The organism is Exiguobacterium mexicanum, assembly GCF_005960665.1.
In the GTDB taxonomy this organism is placed as follows: Bacteria; Bacillota; Bacilli; order Exiguobacteriales; family Exiguobacteriaceae; genus Exiguobacterium; species Exiguobacterium mexicanum_A.
The window spans coordinates 384,283-400,037 of record NZ_CP040676.1; the positions used below are offsets into that span (position 1 = coordinate 384,283).

At 53.0% G+C, this 15,755-nt stretch carries 18 protein-coding genes; 7 read left to right on the forward strand and 11 right to left on the reverse strand.

The genetic code is table 11. The features are described from left to right. Positions 1-177: 177 nt before the first annotated feature. On the forward strand, positions 178-2,034 hold the full coding sequence (locus FED52_RS02480; protein ID WP_431189075.1) for a heavy metal translocating P-type ATPase: 1,857 nt from the start codon (positions 178-180) through the stop codon (positions 2,032-2,034). A gap of 59 nt (positions 2,035-2,093) precedes the next feature. Beyond that, positions 2,094-3,050, forward strand: coding sequence for a F510_1955 family glycosylhydrolase (locus FED52_RS02485; protein ID WP_138858804.1), 957 nt, complete (start codon positions 2,094-2,096; stop codon positions 3,048-3,050). A gap of 37 nt (positions 3,051-3,087) precedes the next feature. Here the strand turns inward: FED52_RS02485 and FED52_RS02490 are convergent, their stop codons facing one another. The 3 genes from FED52_RS02490 to FED52_RS02500 are packed head-to-tail and all read right to left on the reverse strand — an operon-like array spanning position 3,088 to position 6,659. Continuing rightward, entirely contained in the window at positions 3,088-4,482 is a 1,395-nt protein-coding gene (locus FED52_RS02490; protein ID WP_138858805.1) for a sensor histidine kinase, read from the reverse strand. Continuing rightward, positions 4,479-5,156, reverse strand: a complete 678-nt coding sequence (locus FED52_RS02495) for a response regulator transcription factor (protein WP_138858806.1) — start codon at positions 5,154-5,156, stop codon at positions 4,479-4,481. The genes FED52_RS02490 and FED52_RS02495 overlap by 4 nt, the downstream gene beginning before the upstream one ends. 54 nt (positions 5,157-5,210) lie before the next feature. Beyond that, positions 5,211-6,659 (reverse strand): UDP-N-acetylmuramoyl-L-alanyl-D-glutamate--2,6-diaminopimelate ligase, encoded by a 1,449-nt coding sequence (locus tag FED52_RS02500; RefSeq protein WP_138858807.1) that lies wholly within the window; start codon positions 6,657-6,659, stop codon positions 5,211-5,213. 175 nt (positions 6,660-6,834) lie between these two features. On the opposite strand from FED52_RS02500, the gene FED52_RS02505 reads away from it, so the two are divergent. Continuing rightward, the gene (locus FED52_RS02505; protein ID WP_138858808.1) at positions 6,835-7,332 is read left to right on the forward strand and encodes a DUF305 domain-containing protein; all 498 of its coding nucleotides are present in this window, start codon (positions 6,835-6,837) and stop codon (positions 7,330-7,332) included. A gap of 14 nt (positions 7,333-7,346) precedes the next feature. On the opposite strand, the gene FED52_RS13965 is transcribed toward FED52_RS02505, so the two are convergent. Beyond that, positions 7,347-7,520 (reverse strand): NAD(P)-dependent oxidoreductase, encoded by a 174-nt coding sequence (locus FED52_RS13965; protein ID WP_240731290.1) that lies wholly within the window; start codon positions 7,518-7,520, stop codon positions 7,347-7,349. Next, complete coding sequence (locus FED52_RS02510; RefSeq protein ID WP_240731291.1) at positions 7,490-7,975, reverse strand: NAD(P)-dependent oxidoreductase; 486 nt, start codon at positions 7,973-7,975, stop codon at positions 7,490-7,492. The genes FED52_RS13965 and FED52_RS02510 overlap by 31 nt, the downstream gene beginning before the upstream one ends. Positions 7,976-8,089: 114 nt before the next feature. Here FED52_RS02510 and FED52_RS02515 point away from each other — a divergent pair, with 114 nt between their 5' ends. Next, positions 8,090-8,416, forward strand: coding sequence for a winged helix-turn-helix transcriptional regulator (locus tag FED52_RS02515; protein ID WP_138858809.1), 327 nt, complete (start codon positions 8,090-8,092; stop codon positions 8,414-8,416). A 40-nt stretch (positions 8,417-8,456) separates the two neighbouring features. Here FED52_RS02515 and FED52_RS02520 read toward each other — a convergent pair whose 3' ends face one another. The 4 genes from FED52_RS02520 to FED52_RS02530 form a co-directional block, all read right to left on the reverse strand. Then, positions 8,457-9,563: a sensor histidine kinase gene (locus FED52_RS02520; protein WP_138858810.1), complete on the reverse strand. Its 1,107-nt coding sequence runs from the start codon at positions 9,561-9,563 to the stop codon at positions 8,457-8,459. A gap of 208 nt (positions 9,564-9,771) precedes the next feature. Beyond that, positions 9,772-9,897 (reverse strand): hypothetical protein, encoded by a 126-nt coding sequence (locus FED52_RS14010; RefSeq protein ID WP_276610416.1) that lies wholly within the window; start codon positions 9,895-9,897, stop codon positions 9,772-9,774. A 60-nt stretch (positions 9,898-9,957) separates the two neighbouring features. Continuing rightward, entirely contained in the window at positions 9,958-10,131 is a 174-nt protein-coding gene (locus tag FED52_RS13830) for a hypothetical protein (RefSeq protein ID WP_167491747.1), read from the reverse strand. A gap of 90 nt (positions 10,132-10,221) precedes the next feature. Then, a complete protein-coding gene (locus FED52_RS02530; protein ID WP_138858811.1) occupies positions 10,222-11,139 on the reverse strand; it encodes a TerC family protein in 918 nt (305 codons plus the stop codon). Between the two features lie 310 nt (positions 11,140-11,449). On the opposite strand from FED52_RS02530, the gene FED52_RS02535 reads away from it, so the two are divergent. Continuing rightward, positions 11,450-12,286: a Cof-type HAD-IIB family hydrolase gene (locus FED52_RS02535; protein WP_138858812.1), complete on the forward strand. Its 837-nt coding sequence runs from the start codon at positions 11,450-11,452 to the stop codon at positions 12,284-12,286. A 22-nt stretch (positions 12,287-12,308) separates the two neighbouring features. Here FED52_RS02535 and FED52_RS02540 read toward each other — a convergent pair whose 3' ends face one another. Then, positions 12,309-12,743 (reverse strand): Rrf2 family transcriptional regulator, encoded by a 435-nt coding sequence (locus FED52_RS02540; protein WP_058764740.1) that lies wholly within the window; start codon positions 12,741-12,743, stop codon positions 12,309-12,311. A 148-nt stretch (positions 12,744-12,891) separates the two neighbouring features. Here FED52_RS02540 and FED52_RS02545 point away from each other — a divergent pair, with 148 nt between their 5' ends. After that, positions 12,892-13,752, forward strand: coding sequence for an SDR family oxidoreductase (locus tag FED52_RS02545; protein ID WP_138858813.1), 861 nt, complete (start codon positions 12,892-12,894; stop codon positions 13,750-13,752). A gap of 154 nt (positions 13,753-13,906) precedes the next feature. Next, positions 13,907-14,083: a hypothetical protein gene (locus tag FED52_RS13835; RefSeq protein WP_167491749.1), complete on the forward strand. Its 177-nt coding sequence runs from the start codon at positions 13,907-13,909 to the stop codon at positions 14,081-14,083. Between the two features lie 37 nt (positions 14,084-14,120). On the opposite strand, the gene FED52_RS02550 is transcribed toward FED52_RS13835, so the two are convergent. Next, positions 14,121-15,647: a methyl-accepting chemotaxis protein gene (locus FED52_RS02550; protein ID WP_138858814.1), complete on the reverse strand. Its 1,527-nt coding sequence runs from the start codon at positions 15,645-15,647 to the stop codon at positions 14,121-14,123. Positions 15,648-15,755: the final 108 nt, after the last annotated feature.

Below are 15,755 nucleotides of genomic sequence, written 5' to 3' on the forward strand. Positions count from 1 at the left end.
ATATGGTATACATAGGAGGTGGTCAACGTGGAACATTCACACCACGCGTCATCTCATCATGAACACGGAGAAGCGCATGACTCGCACACCGGCGGACATGAAGGGATGATTGAAGAGTATAAACGTCGATTTTTCGTCTCGTTAGGACTGACGATTCCAATCCTCATCTTGTCGGACATGATTCAAGAGTGGGCCGGTTTCGAACTTACGTTTCCTTATGAAAAGCAGACGCTATTCGTGTTGGCGACGATCGTGTACGTCTATGGAGGGTGGCCGTTTTTGAAAGGGAGCATCGACGAATTGCGTCAACGAAACCCGGGGATGATGATGCTGATTGGACTGGCCATCAGCGTCGCGTACTTCTATAGTGTCGCCATCGTGTTCGGGTATGGGCATGGACATGACTTCTTTTGGGAGTTGGCGACGTTGATCGTGATCATGTTGCTCGGGCATTGGATTGAGATGCGCTCCATCATGGGTGCCTCGAACGCGTTGCAACAGCTCGTTCGTCTATTACCGAGTGTGGCGCACCGCATCAACGGGAGTGATATCGAAGACGTTCCCGTCTCGGCGCTCGCTGCGGGGGATTTGATTCTCGTCAAACCGGGCGAGCAGATCCCTGTCGACGGGGAACTGCTGAAAGGGCGGACGACGGTCGATGAGTCGATGTTGACCGGGGAGTCGATGCCCGTCGAGAAAGAAACGGGAGATGTCGTCATCGCCGGGTCGATCAACCAAGAAGGAAGTATGACGATTTCAACGACGAGCACGGGAGAGAGCACATACTTGTCTAAAGTCATCGACTTGGTCAAAGAAGCGCAGGAGTCCAAATCAAAAACGCAAAACCTAGCCAATCGGGCCGCCAAGCTGTTATTCTATGTCGCCGTCGGGGCGGGTGTGCTGACGTTCGTCATTTGGCTCGCTCTCGGCTACTCGGTCAGTATGGCCGTCGAGCGAATGGTCACCGTCATGGTCATCTCATGTCCGCATGCGCTCGGCCTTGCGTCCCCGCTTGTCGTGGCGGTCTCGACGTCGCTATCCGCGAAACGAGGGCTGTTGATTCGGAACCGGACCCAGTTCGAGGAGGCACGTCATCTCGATGCGGTCATCTTCGATAAGACGGGCACACTGACGCAAGGTGATTTTGGGGTGACGGACATTGAAGCCGCATCCTCGTATACGAACGATGAAGTGTTGCGTCTGGCTGCCGCCGTCGAGACGGCCTCGCAACACCCGCTCGCACGAGGGATTCTTCGCGAAGCGGAAGAGCGAGGTTTGACGTTACCTGAGGTCGTCGATTTCGCCTCCATCACGGGCGTCGGTCTAGAAGGTCGCGTGAACGGGGCACACGTTCAAGTCGTCAGCCCCCGTTATATTCGGGAGCACGAGCTATCGATCGATGAAGCGGCATTTGATCAATTATCGGCCGCCGGGAAGACCGTCGTCTTCACGATTCGCGACGGGGAATTGGTCGGCATGATCGCCTTGGCGGACATGGTTCGCGATGAGGCGAAAGAGACGGTCCGAGCGTTGAAAGACCGTGGCGTCCGCTCGATTATGCTCACCGGAGATAACCGGAAAGTGGCTGCTTGGGTCGCCTCGCAACTTCACATCGATGAAGTGTACGCAGAAGTATTGCCGGACGATAAATCACGGCAAGTCCAAACCGTGCAAGCCGATGGCAGCAAAGTGGCGATGGTTGGGGACGGCATCAATGATGCGCCGGCTTTGGCCCAAGCGGACGTCGGCATCGCCATCGGAAGCGGGACCGACGTCGCCGTCGAAACGGCCGATATCGTCCTCGTCCGGAGCAACCCGAAAGACGTGCTGTCGATTCTCGACTTGTCTCGCAACACGTACAACAAGATGATTCAGAATCTATGGTGGGCCGCCGGTTACAACATCGTTGCCATCCCGCTCGCGGCAGGTGTGTTGGCACCGATGGGCATCATCTTGTCTCCGGCCGTCGGTGCCGTGCTCATGAGCCTCAGTACGGTCATCGTCGCGCTCAATGCCCGGACGCTCAAACTTTAACAATTCTTTCATCTTTAGTCTCTATAATGAGTAGGATGCTAAAAATGGAGGGAACTAGAATGAAACGAAAGCTATTCGTACCGATGTTCGTGACGACCGTATTACTTGCCTCGTGCGGTGCGGATCCGACAGAGAATCAGACCACTGCACCGGTTGTTGAGAAAGAGAAATCGACAACCAAACAGACGACGGACCGCTGGGAAGCGACAGCAGCAGACACCGAAGTCTCGCATATCCATGGTGCCGGTTTTTGGCAAGACGGACGCCCGGTCATCGCGACGCATACGGGACTGATGGAATTCAGGGAAGACGGCTGGTACGAGTTGTCGTCGAACCGGCATGACTATATGGGCTTCGAGCTCGTCGTCGACGGCTTTTACGCGAGCGGTCACCCGGCGCTGGATTCGCCGTATAAGAATCCGCTCGGCGTCGTCCGTGGAACCGAGAAAGGCGAGACGCTCGAGATTCGTTCGCTAGAGGGCGAGGCCGATTTTCACTATATGAGCGTAGGCTATGAAACAGAAAGTATTTACGTCTATTTAGAACAAGCGACAAAAGAGCTCGCGCCAGGATTTTATCGTTCGCTCGACGGTGGTGTCTCGTTTGAGCCGATGAAGATGGACGGGATCGAAGGTCGTGGCATCGCCGGTATCACGGCCGATGCGAGCGAACCGAAACGCGTCTTCGTCTGTGGCCCAGATGGCATCCTCGTTTCAGATGACGGGGGAGATACGTTCGAGCCGTTCGATGATCAAGGAAACATCGTCACGATGGCCGCGGCAAAAGGACAACTGGCGTATATCGCTAAAACAGGTACCTCGTTCGATCTTGTGGTCTCGGATTTGACCGACGAGACGGAGACGTCCATCGACTTGCCGTCGATGAACGGTGACAACGTCCCGATTGAACTCGTGATGGAAGCGGAACGATTGTTGCTGGCGACATCGGATAACAGTGTGTACGTCTTTGAAGACGAGGAATGGACGCAACTGTTGCAAGCAGGGAAAGTGAAATGAAAAAAATCCGGCGCCTGAGCTCAGGTGCCGGATTTTTTTAGTGGGGCGGAAGAGTGATGGTGAACATCGTCCCAGATGAATCAGAGGCGACGGTCAACGTACCATCATGCAACCGGATGATTTGATGGGCGATGGCAAGCCCGAGTCCACTGCCACCCGTACGACGGGAACGTGATTTTTCGACCCGGTACAGGCGATCGAAGATGTGAGGCAGATCTTCTTGAGGGATACCTTTCCCATCGTCTTGAATCGTGAAGTGAAGTGCTTCATCCGTAAGTTGCATATCGAATCGGACGTGGCGTGCCTCGCTATGTTGAATCGCGTTGTGGGCGATGGAGCGGAACACTTGTAAGATGCGATGTCGATCTAACTGTAAGACGACGTCCTTGGAGGAGCAATCGGTGCTACTAGCAAACGCGATCGGTGTCACTCGGAACATCGTGGTGAGCACGCGTTGCAAATCGTCGCAGAGCGCATCGACGGCCACGGGTTCGCGATGCAACGTGAACGTGTTCTCGTCCAACTGGGCGAGCTGGAACGCGTTCTCGACGAGCTCGGTCAACGCTTGGCTCTCTTCGAGAATCGTCTGAATCGACTGTTCTTTTAACGACTCTGGCGTCTGCGGTTTGGATGCGATTTCGGCATATCCTTGCAGATACGTGAGCGGCGTTTTAATCTCGTGGGCGAGGTCCGACAAGAACTGATTTCGTTCTTTCCGGAGACGATCCAGTTCAAGCGACATCGCTTCAATTGAACGGGCCAACTCGCCGATCTCATCTTCTCGAGTCGTCGGCAGGGTCAACGTTTCGGGATTCGTCAAGACATCCTCGGTCGCTCGGCGCAACAGCTGAATCGGGTTTGAAATCAACCGGCTCAGCAAGACGAACGTCATGATGGTGATGACGAGGGCGATGCCGGTGATATAAAGAAACCGGAGTTGGAGCCGATGGCTGATGCCATGAATAATCTCGGTCGGTAGAAACATATACACATACCCGTAACGGGTGGCATTTTCCATCGCATCAATCGGGGTCCGTACTGCGAGATACGGTTCGTTCTCCCAATCGTCTTCGAGGATGGTCGTCACATCGGCATCCCCTCGGTCCGCTTCCGTTTGGACGAGCACCGAGAGCGGGTCGGGGAAGCGGTTGGATGTCTGTAGAATCGAGTGGTCGGGAGCGGTGATGGCGACTTTCGTATCGGTCTCGCTCTCCATCGTCGCGACGTGGCCAATCGTCTCTTCATCAAAACTCATCGCCAGTACGCTCGCATGGCTTTCCGCTCTCGATTCGAGCCGGTCGATTTCTTCGACAACACGTTCACCGAGGAGCGTATGGTAGAGCAATAAGAACAAGACACCTTCAATCAATAACGTCGTCAATAAAAAAATCAGACTGATTCGGAACGGGAGGCTATTGCGTCGGAATGTCATGAGTCCGACCGCTCCTCGGTCCAGCGATAGCCGCGTCCCCACACCGTCTTCAAATAATCGTCAATCGGGAAGCCGGCCTCGCCGAGTTTGTCGCGAATCATACGGATATGGGCGTCGACCGTGCGCGGGTCCGATTCGGACGAATAAGGCCATACCAAGTCATATAAATCCATCCGGTTGTACAACCGGTTCGGATGTTGCAGAAACAACTTTAAGATGGCCGTCGCTTTCGGCGTCATGACGACTTCTTGTTCTTGATACAGGATGCGTCCGCTCGCTTCTTCATAGCGCAATTGTCCATAATTCACATTCGTGACGCGGCTCCGTCGCAACACCGCACGAATCCGTGCCAGGAGCACATTTCCTTCGAACGGTTTCGTGACATAGTCGTCAGCCCCGGCGTCCAATCCGCGGATCGTCGTCTCGCTATCCGAGCGGGCCGTCAATAAGACGACAGGTAGTTCGGCGTCGAGTGCTTTGATTTGGCGACACAACGTGATCCCGTCGACACCGGGCATCATGATATCCAACATGACCAAGTCCGGACGTTCAGATAGCAGCTCCATGGCTTCTCGTCCGTCCGCGGCCTCGATGCAAGTGTAGCCGTCCCCTTCGAGGAATAAGCGGAGGAGCCGTCTCATTTTTACTTCGTCATCGACAATCAAGATGTTCATCTGTTGTCCTCCTTTTGTTTTCGTCCATCGTTCCTACCAATTTCGAGAGTCGTGCTACGTTCTCCTTGTAAAGAACTGTCGGACAAGCTCCGATTCGTCGAACGGCACGAGGAGGTCTTCGATGCGCTCGACGTGGTCATGTCCTTTCCCGAACAGGACCCCACAGTCATAGTCTACCATCCGCTCACAGAAGAAACGGATGGCTTCTTCGCGCTTGTCGAAATGGGCGAGTTCGGCAGACTGTCCATCCGCTAAATCGTCGAGGATTTGCTGGGGATCTTCATGGCGCGGGTCATGGACAGTCAAGATGAAGTCGGCGCCTGAAGCGGCGACCATGCCGGTCATCATCCGACGTTTCATCCGGTCTCGCTCACCGGCGGCGCTGAGTAACACGAGCACACGAGAATGACGGGCCGTTAGCGATGTCACGACTTTTTTTATGGCATCCGGAGTATGTCCGTAGTCGATATAGACGGGTGTCGTGATGCCCGACACTTTCTCGAGTCGCCCGCTCGGCAAGGTTAAGTTCGAGAGGTGAGGGACAATCTCTTTTAAAGAGACACCCGTTTGAAGGACGATACTGATCGCACATAACGTGTTGTCGAGGTTATAGTCTTCTAGGAACGGAGGCGCAGACAACGCCGTCTCTCCGTCCATACGAACGATAAAACGGTCAGCTTCCGTCTGACCGGTTAAATCGGCTACAGACGAATGACGGCTGAACCTGAACCGCCTCGCGTGAGGTGGTGCGACGGATCGCATGAGCTCATGATACGGGTCGTCACCATTGACGATGCCGCAACCCACATCCGATAATTGCGCGAACAATTGGGCTTTCGTGTACGCATACGTCTCCATCGTGCCGTGGTAATCCAAATGGTCGTGCGACAGATTGAGAAACGAGGTCGTCTCGAATGACAAGTTCGCGATACGTCCCTCCGCAATGGCTTGTGACGAGACCTCGATCAGACAATCCGTCACGCCGGCCTCGACCATGGTGTGGAGGTGGCGGTGGATGGTTAGCGAATCGGGTGTCGTGTTCGGTGTCTCGAACGTCTGACCGGAATAGGTGATACCGAGTGTGCCGATCAAGCCGGCGGATATGCCGAGTTGGTCGAACAGTTGATGTGCCAGGGCGGTCGTCGTCGTTTTTCCGTTCGTCCCGGTGACGCCATGAAGACGAAGTCGCGTCGATGGATGGTCATAGAACGCACTGGCGAGTTCAGCTAAAGCATGTTTCGTATCTTTACAGTAGATGACAGGCACCCGGGCCTCGATCGGACGTTCGGCGATGATGGCGACGGCCCCGTTGTGGATTGCCTCGTTCACGTAGTCATGACCGTCACGTCGATACCCTGATATACAGACGAATAAAAAATTTTGTTTAATTTCTTTGGAGGAGAAGGAAATGCCTTCAATCATCGTTTCGGCAGGATTGTCTAAATACGTCCATGTCACAAGCTGTTTCAGCTCTGTCAACAGGTCTTGCAGGTTTTTTAACACGTCTTGATGTCTCCTTTGTCGGCAAAGTCCATTTTGACAGTATAGCCCCTGTTTGTGAAAAAGAAGTGAAATGGTAGGAACGCTCGCTCGACTAGATGAATCATGGGGTTTTAACGAAAAAAGAATAGGCAAAGGAATACGTAGAAGCAAATAAATAGAAAGGCAGGAGAGAACAATGAAACCTTATGCGAAATTCGGAGTGATGATTCTCGTGTCGACATTCCTCATGTATTGGCTCATGTATTTGAACGTGTTCCAATTCGACCACGTCTTCTTCAGTCAGACACGTTTGTATATGGCGCTCATCATGGGCTCGGTCATGGCGTTCGTCATGTTGCTGTTCATGTGGGGCATGTACAAGAACAAGAAGCTGAACGCCGTCATCTTAGGCGTGAGCGCGCTCGTCTTCGCCTTGTCGTTATGGCTCGTCCGGAGCCAGACCACGGTCGATGACGTCAGTTGGATGCGAGCGATGATTCCGCACCACTCCATCGCCATTTTGACGAGCGAACGGGCGGAAATCGAAGACCCGCGCGTGAAACAGTTGTCAGAAGAAATCATCAAAGCGCAAGAACGAGAAATCGCTGAGATGAAGCGATTGATTGAAGAGTTGGAGAAAGAAGAGGAAGAAGCGAACGTGGAATCTGAGGCGAAAACAGACGTGGCCGAATAATGCGGCCACGTCTGTTAGTTTCCGATTAGCGGATATTCGTGCACGTATTGACGCTCTTCGAGTTCGCGCAACATGAAATGGGCGACGTCGGCCCGGTCGATCATCGGCTTGTCAAACGCGAAGTAACCGGTCCGATACGTTCCGGTCATATGTCCTTCTAATAGGCGAGGTCCCCGGAGATCGTCCATTCGAGCCCGCTCGCCTCGAGGATTCCTTTTTGAACGTAACTGTCGCGCAGTAAATCGCCCGCGAACGTCTTCATGAGCGTCTCGGCGAACCGGCTGATGAGTTTCTGTTTGACGTCTTTCGGTACTTTGACCGTCGCACCTGTCAAATTGACGACGCGTGTCGCGTTGTACGCATGCATGGCGGCAACGACGTGGGATGTCGCTTGTTCCAATACGTCCTTGTTCGATGTCTTCGTATGGCCGAGAGCCATCAGGACCGCACCCGTTCCTTCAACGGTCCGGAAGACATCATCCCGGTTTTCGGCGTCTCCTTTCACAATCGTCAACCGGTCATGGGTCAAATCAAGTTTTTTCGGGCTTCTGACTAGCGCTTTGACATGATGACCATGGGCGAGAGCCTGAGTGATCAATTCACGCCCCGTCCGTCCGCTGCCTCCGAATACTGCGATATGCATCACATTCACTCCTTTGTCTAGTAGATATCTCTAGCGTACTTGTTTATGTACAAGAATAGAAGTACGCACAAATTTGACGTATACTATCCTTAAAGATACTGAAGGAGTGGTTCCATGGAAACGTGCCCTGTCGAAACGATTGTCCAAAAAATTTCCGGGAAATATAAGATGTTGATTCTGCATCGGCTCGGCACGCTCGGCGTGAAGCGGTTCAATGAAATCTGCCGCCTGTTCCCGCAAGCGACCCCGCGAACATTGACCCGTCAGTTGCGGGAGCTCGAACAAGACGGATTGATCATCCGTACCGTCTATTCGGAAATCCCGCCCCGGGTCGAATATCGATTATCAGAAGAAGGGGAGTCCCTTTATCCGATTTTAGAACAGTTGGCACGGTGGGAATATGAAAGAAGCGGACAGCCGCAAGCATCCGCTCGCTCATAAAGAGAAGGATTTGGTCGCATGACCAAATCCTTCTCTTTTTTTAACGGCGTTGCGGAAAACGTAAGGTGAACGTGGATCCGATGCCGGCGACCGATTCAACGTGGATGCTCCCGCCGTGGGCGTCCATGCATTGTTTACAAATTTGAAGTCCGAGCCCGGTCCCTTTGATGGCACGGTGAGCCTCTGATTCGACTCGATAGTAACGTTCGAACAATTTAGGCAACGCGTCTGCGGGGATGCCGATGCCTTCATCACGGATTTGAATGACTATCTCATGTGCCTCTTCAAACGCCGATATAGACACATTGCCGCCTTGCGGTGAATACTTGATCGCATTATGAATAAGATTTTGCAGACATTGTCTGACCCGATCCGCATGAGCGACGATGGTCATGTTTTCTGGCTCGATCTGTATGGAAATGGTATGGGTTGCGGTCGTCGCGTGAAATGTCGCAAGAATTTCATCTAACATGTGGGAGACGGACACGTCGTCCATGTGTCCGTTCAGCACGACCGCATCATGGCGTTGAAAATCCAAATAATGATCGGCGAGCCGCTCGAGCCGTTCAGTCTCTTGTTGAATCAGCCGTAACATATTCGCTTGCTTCTCACGCGTGAGCGGTTGATGCAATAACAGTTCGGTGAATCCTTTGATGGCCGTCAACGGTGTGCGAATCTCGTGTGACAACTCGGTGAGGAACACTTCTTTCCGTAAAGATGACTCAAGTGTCTCGGTATGGTCGTACCATGTGAGGAACACGCTGTCCGGGTTATTGATAAAGTATGGGACGACTTGAAAAAGATGTGTATCGAACGAGCATTCGAGCGTCGAGACCGGCTCAGATGAGCAAATCGAGCGGAAGAAAGCCTCAAACTGTTCACGCGGTACGACTTCTATTTGCCGGCATCGCGCGAGAAAAGACTCGAGCGTGCTTGATTTCGAAACCTCGAAGCGTCGAGCCAAATTCTCATTCATTAAGAACGTATTCGTCGCGGGTTCATAAAAGCAGACCATCGCCTGCGACTTGTCGAGCAAGGATTGGACAAATCCATCCGGTTTCGTCCAGTCTCGCTCGGTCGGATCAGGTCGAGTGTCGTCGTGCGCTTCGAAAGAAGACGAAGCAATCGGTTCAAGGTTGTGTGTCATCGGTGTCGCCCCCTATCTTCTGCTGAAACGTTCCTAAAACGCCTTCAAGTGAAATTGTAAAGCAACGTGTATGCATTGCCTATGCGACAATGTGCAAAATGTGCAAAATTCTTGAATTTGAACCAAATTTCTCACAAGTCCTTGTGAAGCTTCTCTTCGATCAGATATAACGCTAACGTGAGGGCATCAATCCGTCGTTTCGCGAGGGTCACCTGCGATTTGTATCGCTCAGGGAGTCTTTCGCCTCGAGTGTCCTCACCGTCTCGTTCAGTTTTTGGAGAATCGAATCGATTTGCCGCTTCGCCTCCGTCAGTTCCGTCATTGAATAATTCATGGCTCCTCCTAAAGGGTTTTCTCCAGTATACAGAAGAAAAACCGAAGCATGTGCCCCGGTTTAGTCTGTCTGCGGTATATAGTTTCTAGTACGGCGGTTTGTCGAGCGCGGTGCGACGAGGAAAAAGAATCCTAACATCACGCCGACTCCAAGTCCCCAGAGACTGTTGAACAGAAACATCAACACGATCCCGAAGACGAGTCCAATACTCACATCACCCATACGGTCAAACATTCGTTACCACCTTTTCTATGTTTGCTAGACTAAAGGTTTACCCACAATTGAGAAGTGAACCACCTGGGAGGCTAGCACGTCTCCCTTTTGTTATACGTTTGTCTGTTGATTTGGTTTCGTTTTATAAAAACTATAGACGACGCTGATCGAGATGACTAGGACGATCGTCCCAAGCGACATCCAAATCGGCATCTTGTACACATCGCCGAAAATCATCTTCGTCCCGATGAAGACAAGCATGAAGCTGAGTCCGTGCTTCAAGTAGTAGAAGCGGTCGATCAAGTTGGCAAGGACGAAGTAGAGGCTACGGAGTCCGAGGATCGCCATGATGTTCGCGTAGAAGATGATATACGGGTCACGCGAGTAGGCGAAGCTGGCCGCGACCGAGTCGACGGCGAAGACGATATCCGACAGCTCGATGAAGATGAGCGCGATGAACAGCGGCGTGAAGAACAGTTTGCCGTTGATGCGTTTCGTGAACTTACCAGACGAGATGTCTTGCGTGATCGGCAAGCGGCGCTCGAGCCAACGGATCGTCTTGTTCTCTTCGAGCGACTCGTCCTTGCCGATGTTTTTGAACATCATCCATCCGGTATAGATGAGGAAGGCACCGAACACGTAATAGACCCAACCGAAGTTCTCTAACAACGACACCCCGGCGACGATGAAGACGGCCCGGAAGAAGATGGCCCCGAGAATGCCCCAGAACAACACCTTATGCTGATACTTGAGCGGAATCGCGAAGTAGGCGAACACGAGCGAGAAGACGAACACGTTATCGATGGCGAGTGCTTTCTCGATGAAGTAGACGCTCGCATATTCTGTCGCGGCCGTGCCACCTTGTGAGTAAAACAACCATCCGCCGAACGCGAGGGCGATCCCGATCCAGACGAACGTCCATGTCCATGCCTCGCGGAGCGAGACTTCGTGTGCCTTGCGGTGGAACACCCCGAGGTCAAGTGCGAGCATGAAGATGACGAGTGCCAAAAAGGCGATGAGTAGGGTCAACAATAATTCCTCCTTTTAGGTTCGTATGAACTCTATATGATTAATTTAAGGTCATATGAACTTAAAGTCAAGTTTATTTTTACCGAAAATACTTCGACGGTTTCGAGTGGGGCATCGATTACGAGAATCGAGGCGGGTGTGAGGGATGGGGGCCTGCTTTGACAAACGAAATACACGAGCGGTATGCTTGAAGGGAAAACGACATACATCAGGATTGTTACTGAATCATCAGGCAAAACCTAAACTGGGCGCACGCGTTGCGTCTGGTTTAGGTTTTTCTTGTTTTCAGGACAAAAAAAGGGAGGATATTATGCGAAATATCATCTTTCTAGACGTCGACGGCACGCTCGTCGATGACCATGGCAACATTCCGGAATCGGCCAAAGAGGCCGTCCGGCAAGCGCGACAGAACGGCCATCTCGTCTTCTTATCGACCGGGCGCTCGAAGGCCGAGCTATTCTCGGACATTCTCGACGTCGGCTTTGACGGCATCATCGGGGCAGCCGGGGGCTACATCGAGCTCGAGGAGGAAGTGCTGTACCATCAACAAGTCTCCGTCGATGATTTGAGTCATCTCATCTCCTTCTTCACCGAACACGGCATCGACTTCTATCTCGAGTCGAACGACGGCCTGTTCGCCGGCGGCAACGCCAAGGCACGGGTGGCGACGATGATCGACGAGTTGATGGCGAACAATCCGGAAGCGAGCGCGACGATTGAACGCGGCTTGAAGCCGTTTCATGACGCGATGATGGAAGGGGTCGACCTCGTCCGTCCCGACGTGAATAAAATCTCGTTTCTCGGCTCGTCTGTCCCGCTCGACGTCATCCAACAAGAGTTCGCATCCCGCTTCACCGTCATCCCGAGCACGGTCGCCGTATTCGGGGCCAACAGTGGGGAGCTGTCCATCCCGGGCGTCAATAAAGCGACGGCGATTGTGACGTTGCTCGAACATCTAGGGTTGGAGCGAGCGCAGACGTTCGCCTACGGAGACGGGTTGAACGACATCGAGATGCTCGAATACGTCGAGGTCGGTGTCGCCATGGGCAACGCCAAACCCGAGGTCAAGCGTGTCGCGGACGACGTGACGGATGCGTGTGATCAAGACGGGCTCGCGAATAGCTTCAAAAAATATCGACTCATCTGAAAAAAAGCCAAGCAACCTCTCTTCAGGTTGCTTGGCTTTTCGTTGCGACATCGTTCACGACATCGGCGAGGGTCACATGCTTCAATACCGATTCCATCGCCGATTGGGCGTGGATAAAGATCGGCTCGATTGTCGCTTGGATATGTTGGCCGACGGGGCACGCTGGGTTCGGGTTGTCATGGATACTGAACAACTCGTTCTCCTCGACGACACTGACGGCGCGATAGACGTCATAGAGCGAAATCTCGGTCAAGTCTTTCGTCAGTTTGGCTCCGGCGACGCCAGGCTTCACTTCAATCAAGTCGGCCTTCTTCAACATGGCCATGATTTTTCGGATTAGGGCCGGGTTCGTGTTGACGCTACCGGCCAAAAAGTCAGACGAGGTGACGCCGTCCTGATTGACCTCGATCAACGTCAAGATATGAATGCCGACCGCGAAACGGCTACTGATGGACATAGGCTACCACCTTTCTGCACAAGTCATGTAAGTGAATTGGTTACATCTTCAGTATAACAGGGAACAAACAATTGACAAACGAAGATGCTGTAACTATTATGATTACATGTAACTGATTTAATTACAGGTTAAAAGGAGGAAATGATTTATGAAATACTTAGTCACAGGTGCAACCGGGAAACTCGGTTCGAAAATTGTCGATGTGTTACTCAAGTCGGTACCCGCAAGTGAACTCGCGGTCAGCGTCCGCAATCCGGAGAAAGCGGAAGCACTGAAAGCGAAAGGTGTCGATGTGCGACATGGGGACTTCGACAAGCCCGAGACGCTCGATGAAGCGTTCAAAGGTGTCGAACGACTGCTCATCATCTCGGCGGACGGGGACAACGACACGCGCATCCGTCAACATGCGAACGCCGTCGAGGCGGCCGAGCGCGCAGGCGTATCGTTCATCGCCTATACGAGTCTCGCCGACGCGACAGAGAGCCAAAACTTGATGGCACCGCCACATGTCGAGACGGAAGGCGCAATCGAGCGGACGGGGATCCCTCACGCGTTCTTGCGCAACAACTGGTACTTAGAAAACGAACTTGGTAGCATCCAAGGCGTGCTTGCCGGTGCACCTTGGGTGACGGCTGCCCGTGATGGGAAGGTTGGTTGGGCGTTGCAAGACGATTACGCTGAAGCGGCAGCGAACGTGCTCCTCGCGGATGACTTCGAACAGAACATCTTCGAGTTGTCCGGCCCGCTCCATACGCAAGCCGAACTCGTCGAGGCGCTCAGTGAAGTGCTCGGGCGTGAAGTGACCCTCCAAGAAGTGAGTACTGACGCTTATGCTGGCGTCATGCGCGGCGCAGGGGTGCCGGAAGGGGCAATCCCGATCGTCGTCGGGATTCAAGATAGTATCCGCAACGGCTCGCTTGAAGTTGAGTCGAACGATTTCGAGTTGGTGCTCGGTCGTCCGGTGACACCGCTCAAAGAGGCGCTTCAAAAGCTCGTATCGACGTTATAAACGATAGTGACGTCACGTTTTCGAACATCGAGAACGTGACGTTTTTTGATGATTGCTAGCGATTTGTCTTCACATATTTGTGCACACGTCATCCCCATCCGTTATACTAACAATAAATGGATAATCATAGATGTACGTAGGAAGGATCGATTACATGAAAAACATGATGTTCTTAATCGGCGTTGTCTTAGGATTAGGATTATTGTTCGGGCTGAGATATGAATTCAATGTCATCGGGGATATGGGTTTTAGAATCGCGGCCATCCTCATGCTCGTATCGGTACTCATCATTCGGTCGACTGCAAAAATTTCATTCTTCAGCCATTCATAAAAACAGACCGCGAATTTCCACATTCGCGGTCTGTTTTTTAGTTCGCTCGGGCTTCGAGCTGACCGGTCACGTCTTCTAACGTGCTCGCGGTCGAGGCGAGGCGGTCCGACATGTGGCTCAACTCTTTTTGGATGGCGACTTGTTCCTCGGTCGCGGCGGCGACGTGCTGAATCTGTTGCTGCAGTTCGCTCGCCGCTCGTTTCGTCGTCGCGAGGCGCGTTTCGAGCGTCTCCATCTGCGACGTCACGCGTTGACGTGTCTCTTGAATCGAACTGATTTGACCGTCGATTTCGGAGACATCTTCGGTCAAACGATGGAAGACGGCCGTCACATCGGCCGAGACGGTTTGACAGTTCTCGGTCGCGCGTTTGAACAACTGTGCTGAATCGCGGACGATGATTGTGTCATCCATCAGTCCACCTAGAACGCGGGTCATCTCAGCTGCATAATCTCGAGACTGGACGGCGAGCTTGCCGACCTCAGAAGCGACGACGGCGAAACCACGACCGGCATCACCGGCCCGTGCGGCTTCAATCGAGGCGTTCAAAGCCAGCATGTTCGTCTGGTCGCTGATTGTCTCGACGTGCTGCAGGATGGCTTGAATTTCGGTCGATCGGTTCGACATCGTCGTGACCACGCGTTCGAGTCGTTCCGATTCGCTAATGATTTCTTCGACTTTCGCCTCCATCCGTCGCATGTCGCCGTCCCCGGCGATGGTGTCGGCCGCAATCCGTGACGAAGCGGCAGCTGTTTGGGCCATCCGTTCTTGGATGAGCGCCGTGAGGGAGCGAATCGATTGAATCTCATCGGCCCCATGGTTCATCGACGTCTCTTGCTCGGTCGCGTGGGCGACAATCGGATCGACGGTGACGGCGATTTGTTCACCAGATTCGAGCGACTGGTTGGCGGCCGTCTCGAGTTCGGTCGCATGGTTTTTGAGTGTCATGACGAGTTGACTCGCATCGGTGACGGCTTGCTTCAGCAAACGACGGGTCTCGTCTTCCTGTGCTTTGACACGCGACGACTCAAGGTTACGGAAGTGAATCTGCGCGATGAGCACGGCACTCAGTAAGATGAGATAGACCGCATGGACGAGCAACAAGCTGAACGGATAGTCGGCCGTCCCACAGATGATCTCGGGGACCAAGAAATAGCCGGCCAGATGCTGCACGGCGAAGATGACGGTACTGTAGACGATTAAGTCGATACGACGCATGAACGACAGAATCGCCAAGACGACGAAAATCGAGAAGTGATACTCGACGAGCCCTTGCCCACCGGCGACGGTCGAGATGCTCGAAAACGTGAGCGTGAGCATCATCAAGTGCGGGAACAGTTGTGGTTTCACACGTTGGCTGACGACCATGGCGATCAGTAGCACAATCGGAACGGCAAACAGGACCCATGTCGCGATGGGATATGCGTAACCGACGGCACCGTTTCGGAGCACGGTGTACGTATAGGCAAAATCCGTGAAGCGGTGGAGCAGATGGACGGTGACAGACGTCAAGACGATAACGAACGTGGTGACGAGCATCAATTGATTGCGTTTCGTAGAACTCATATAGTTTCCTCCTGGTGATGGGTCAATCTAGCTACTAGAGTATCGTCCGATTGACCCGAATGTTTATCGTTTTTACACGCCGACATAAAAAAAGAGAAGCGATTGCGC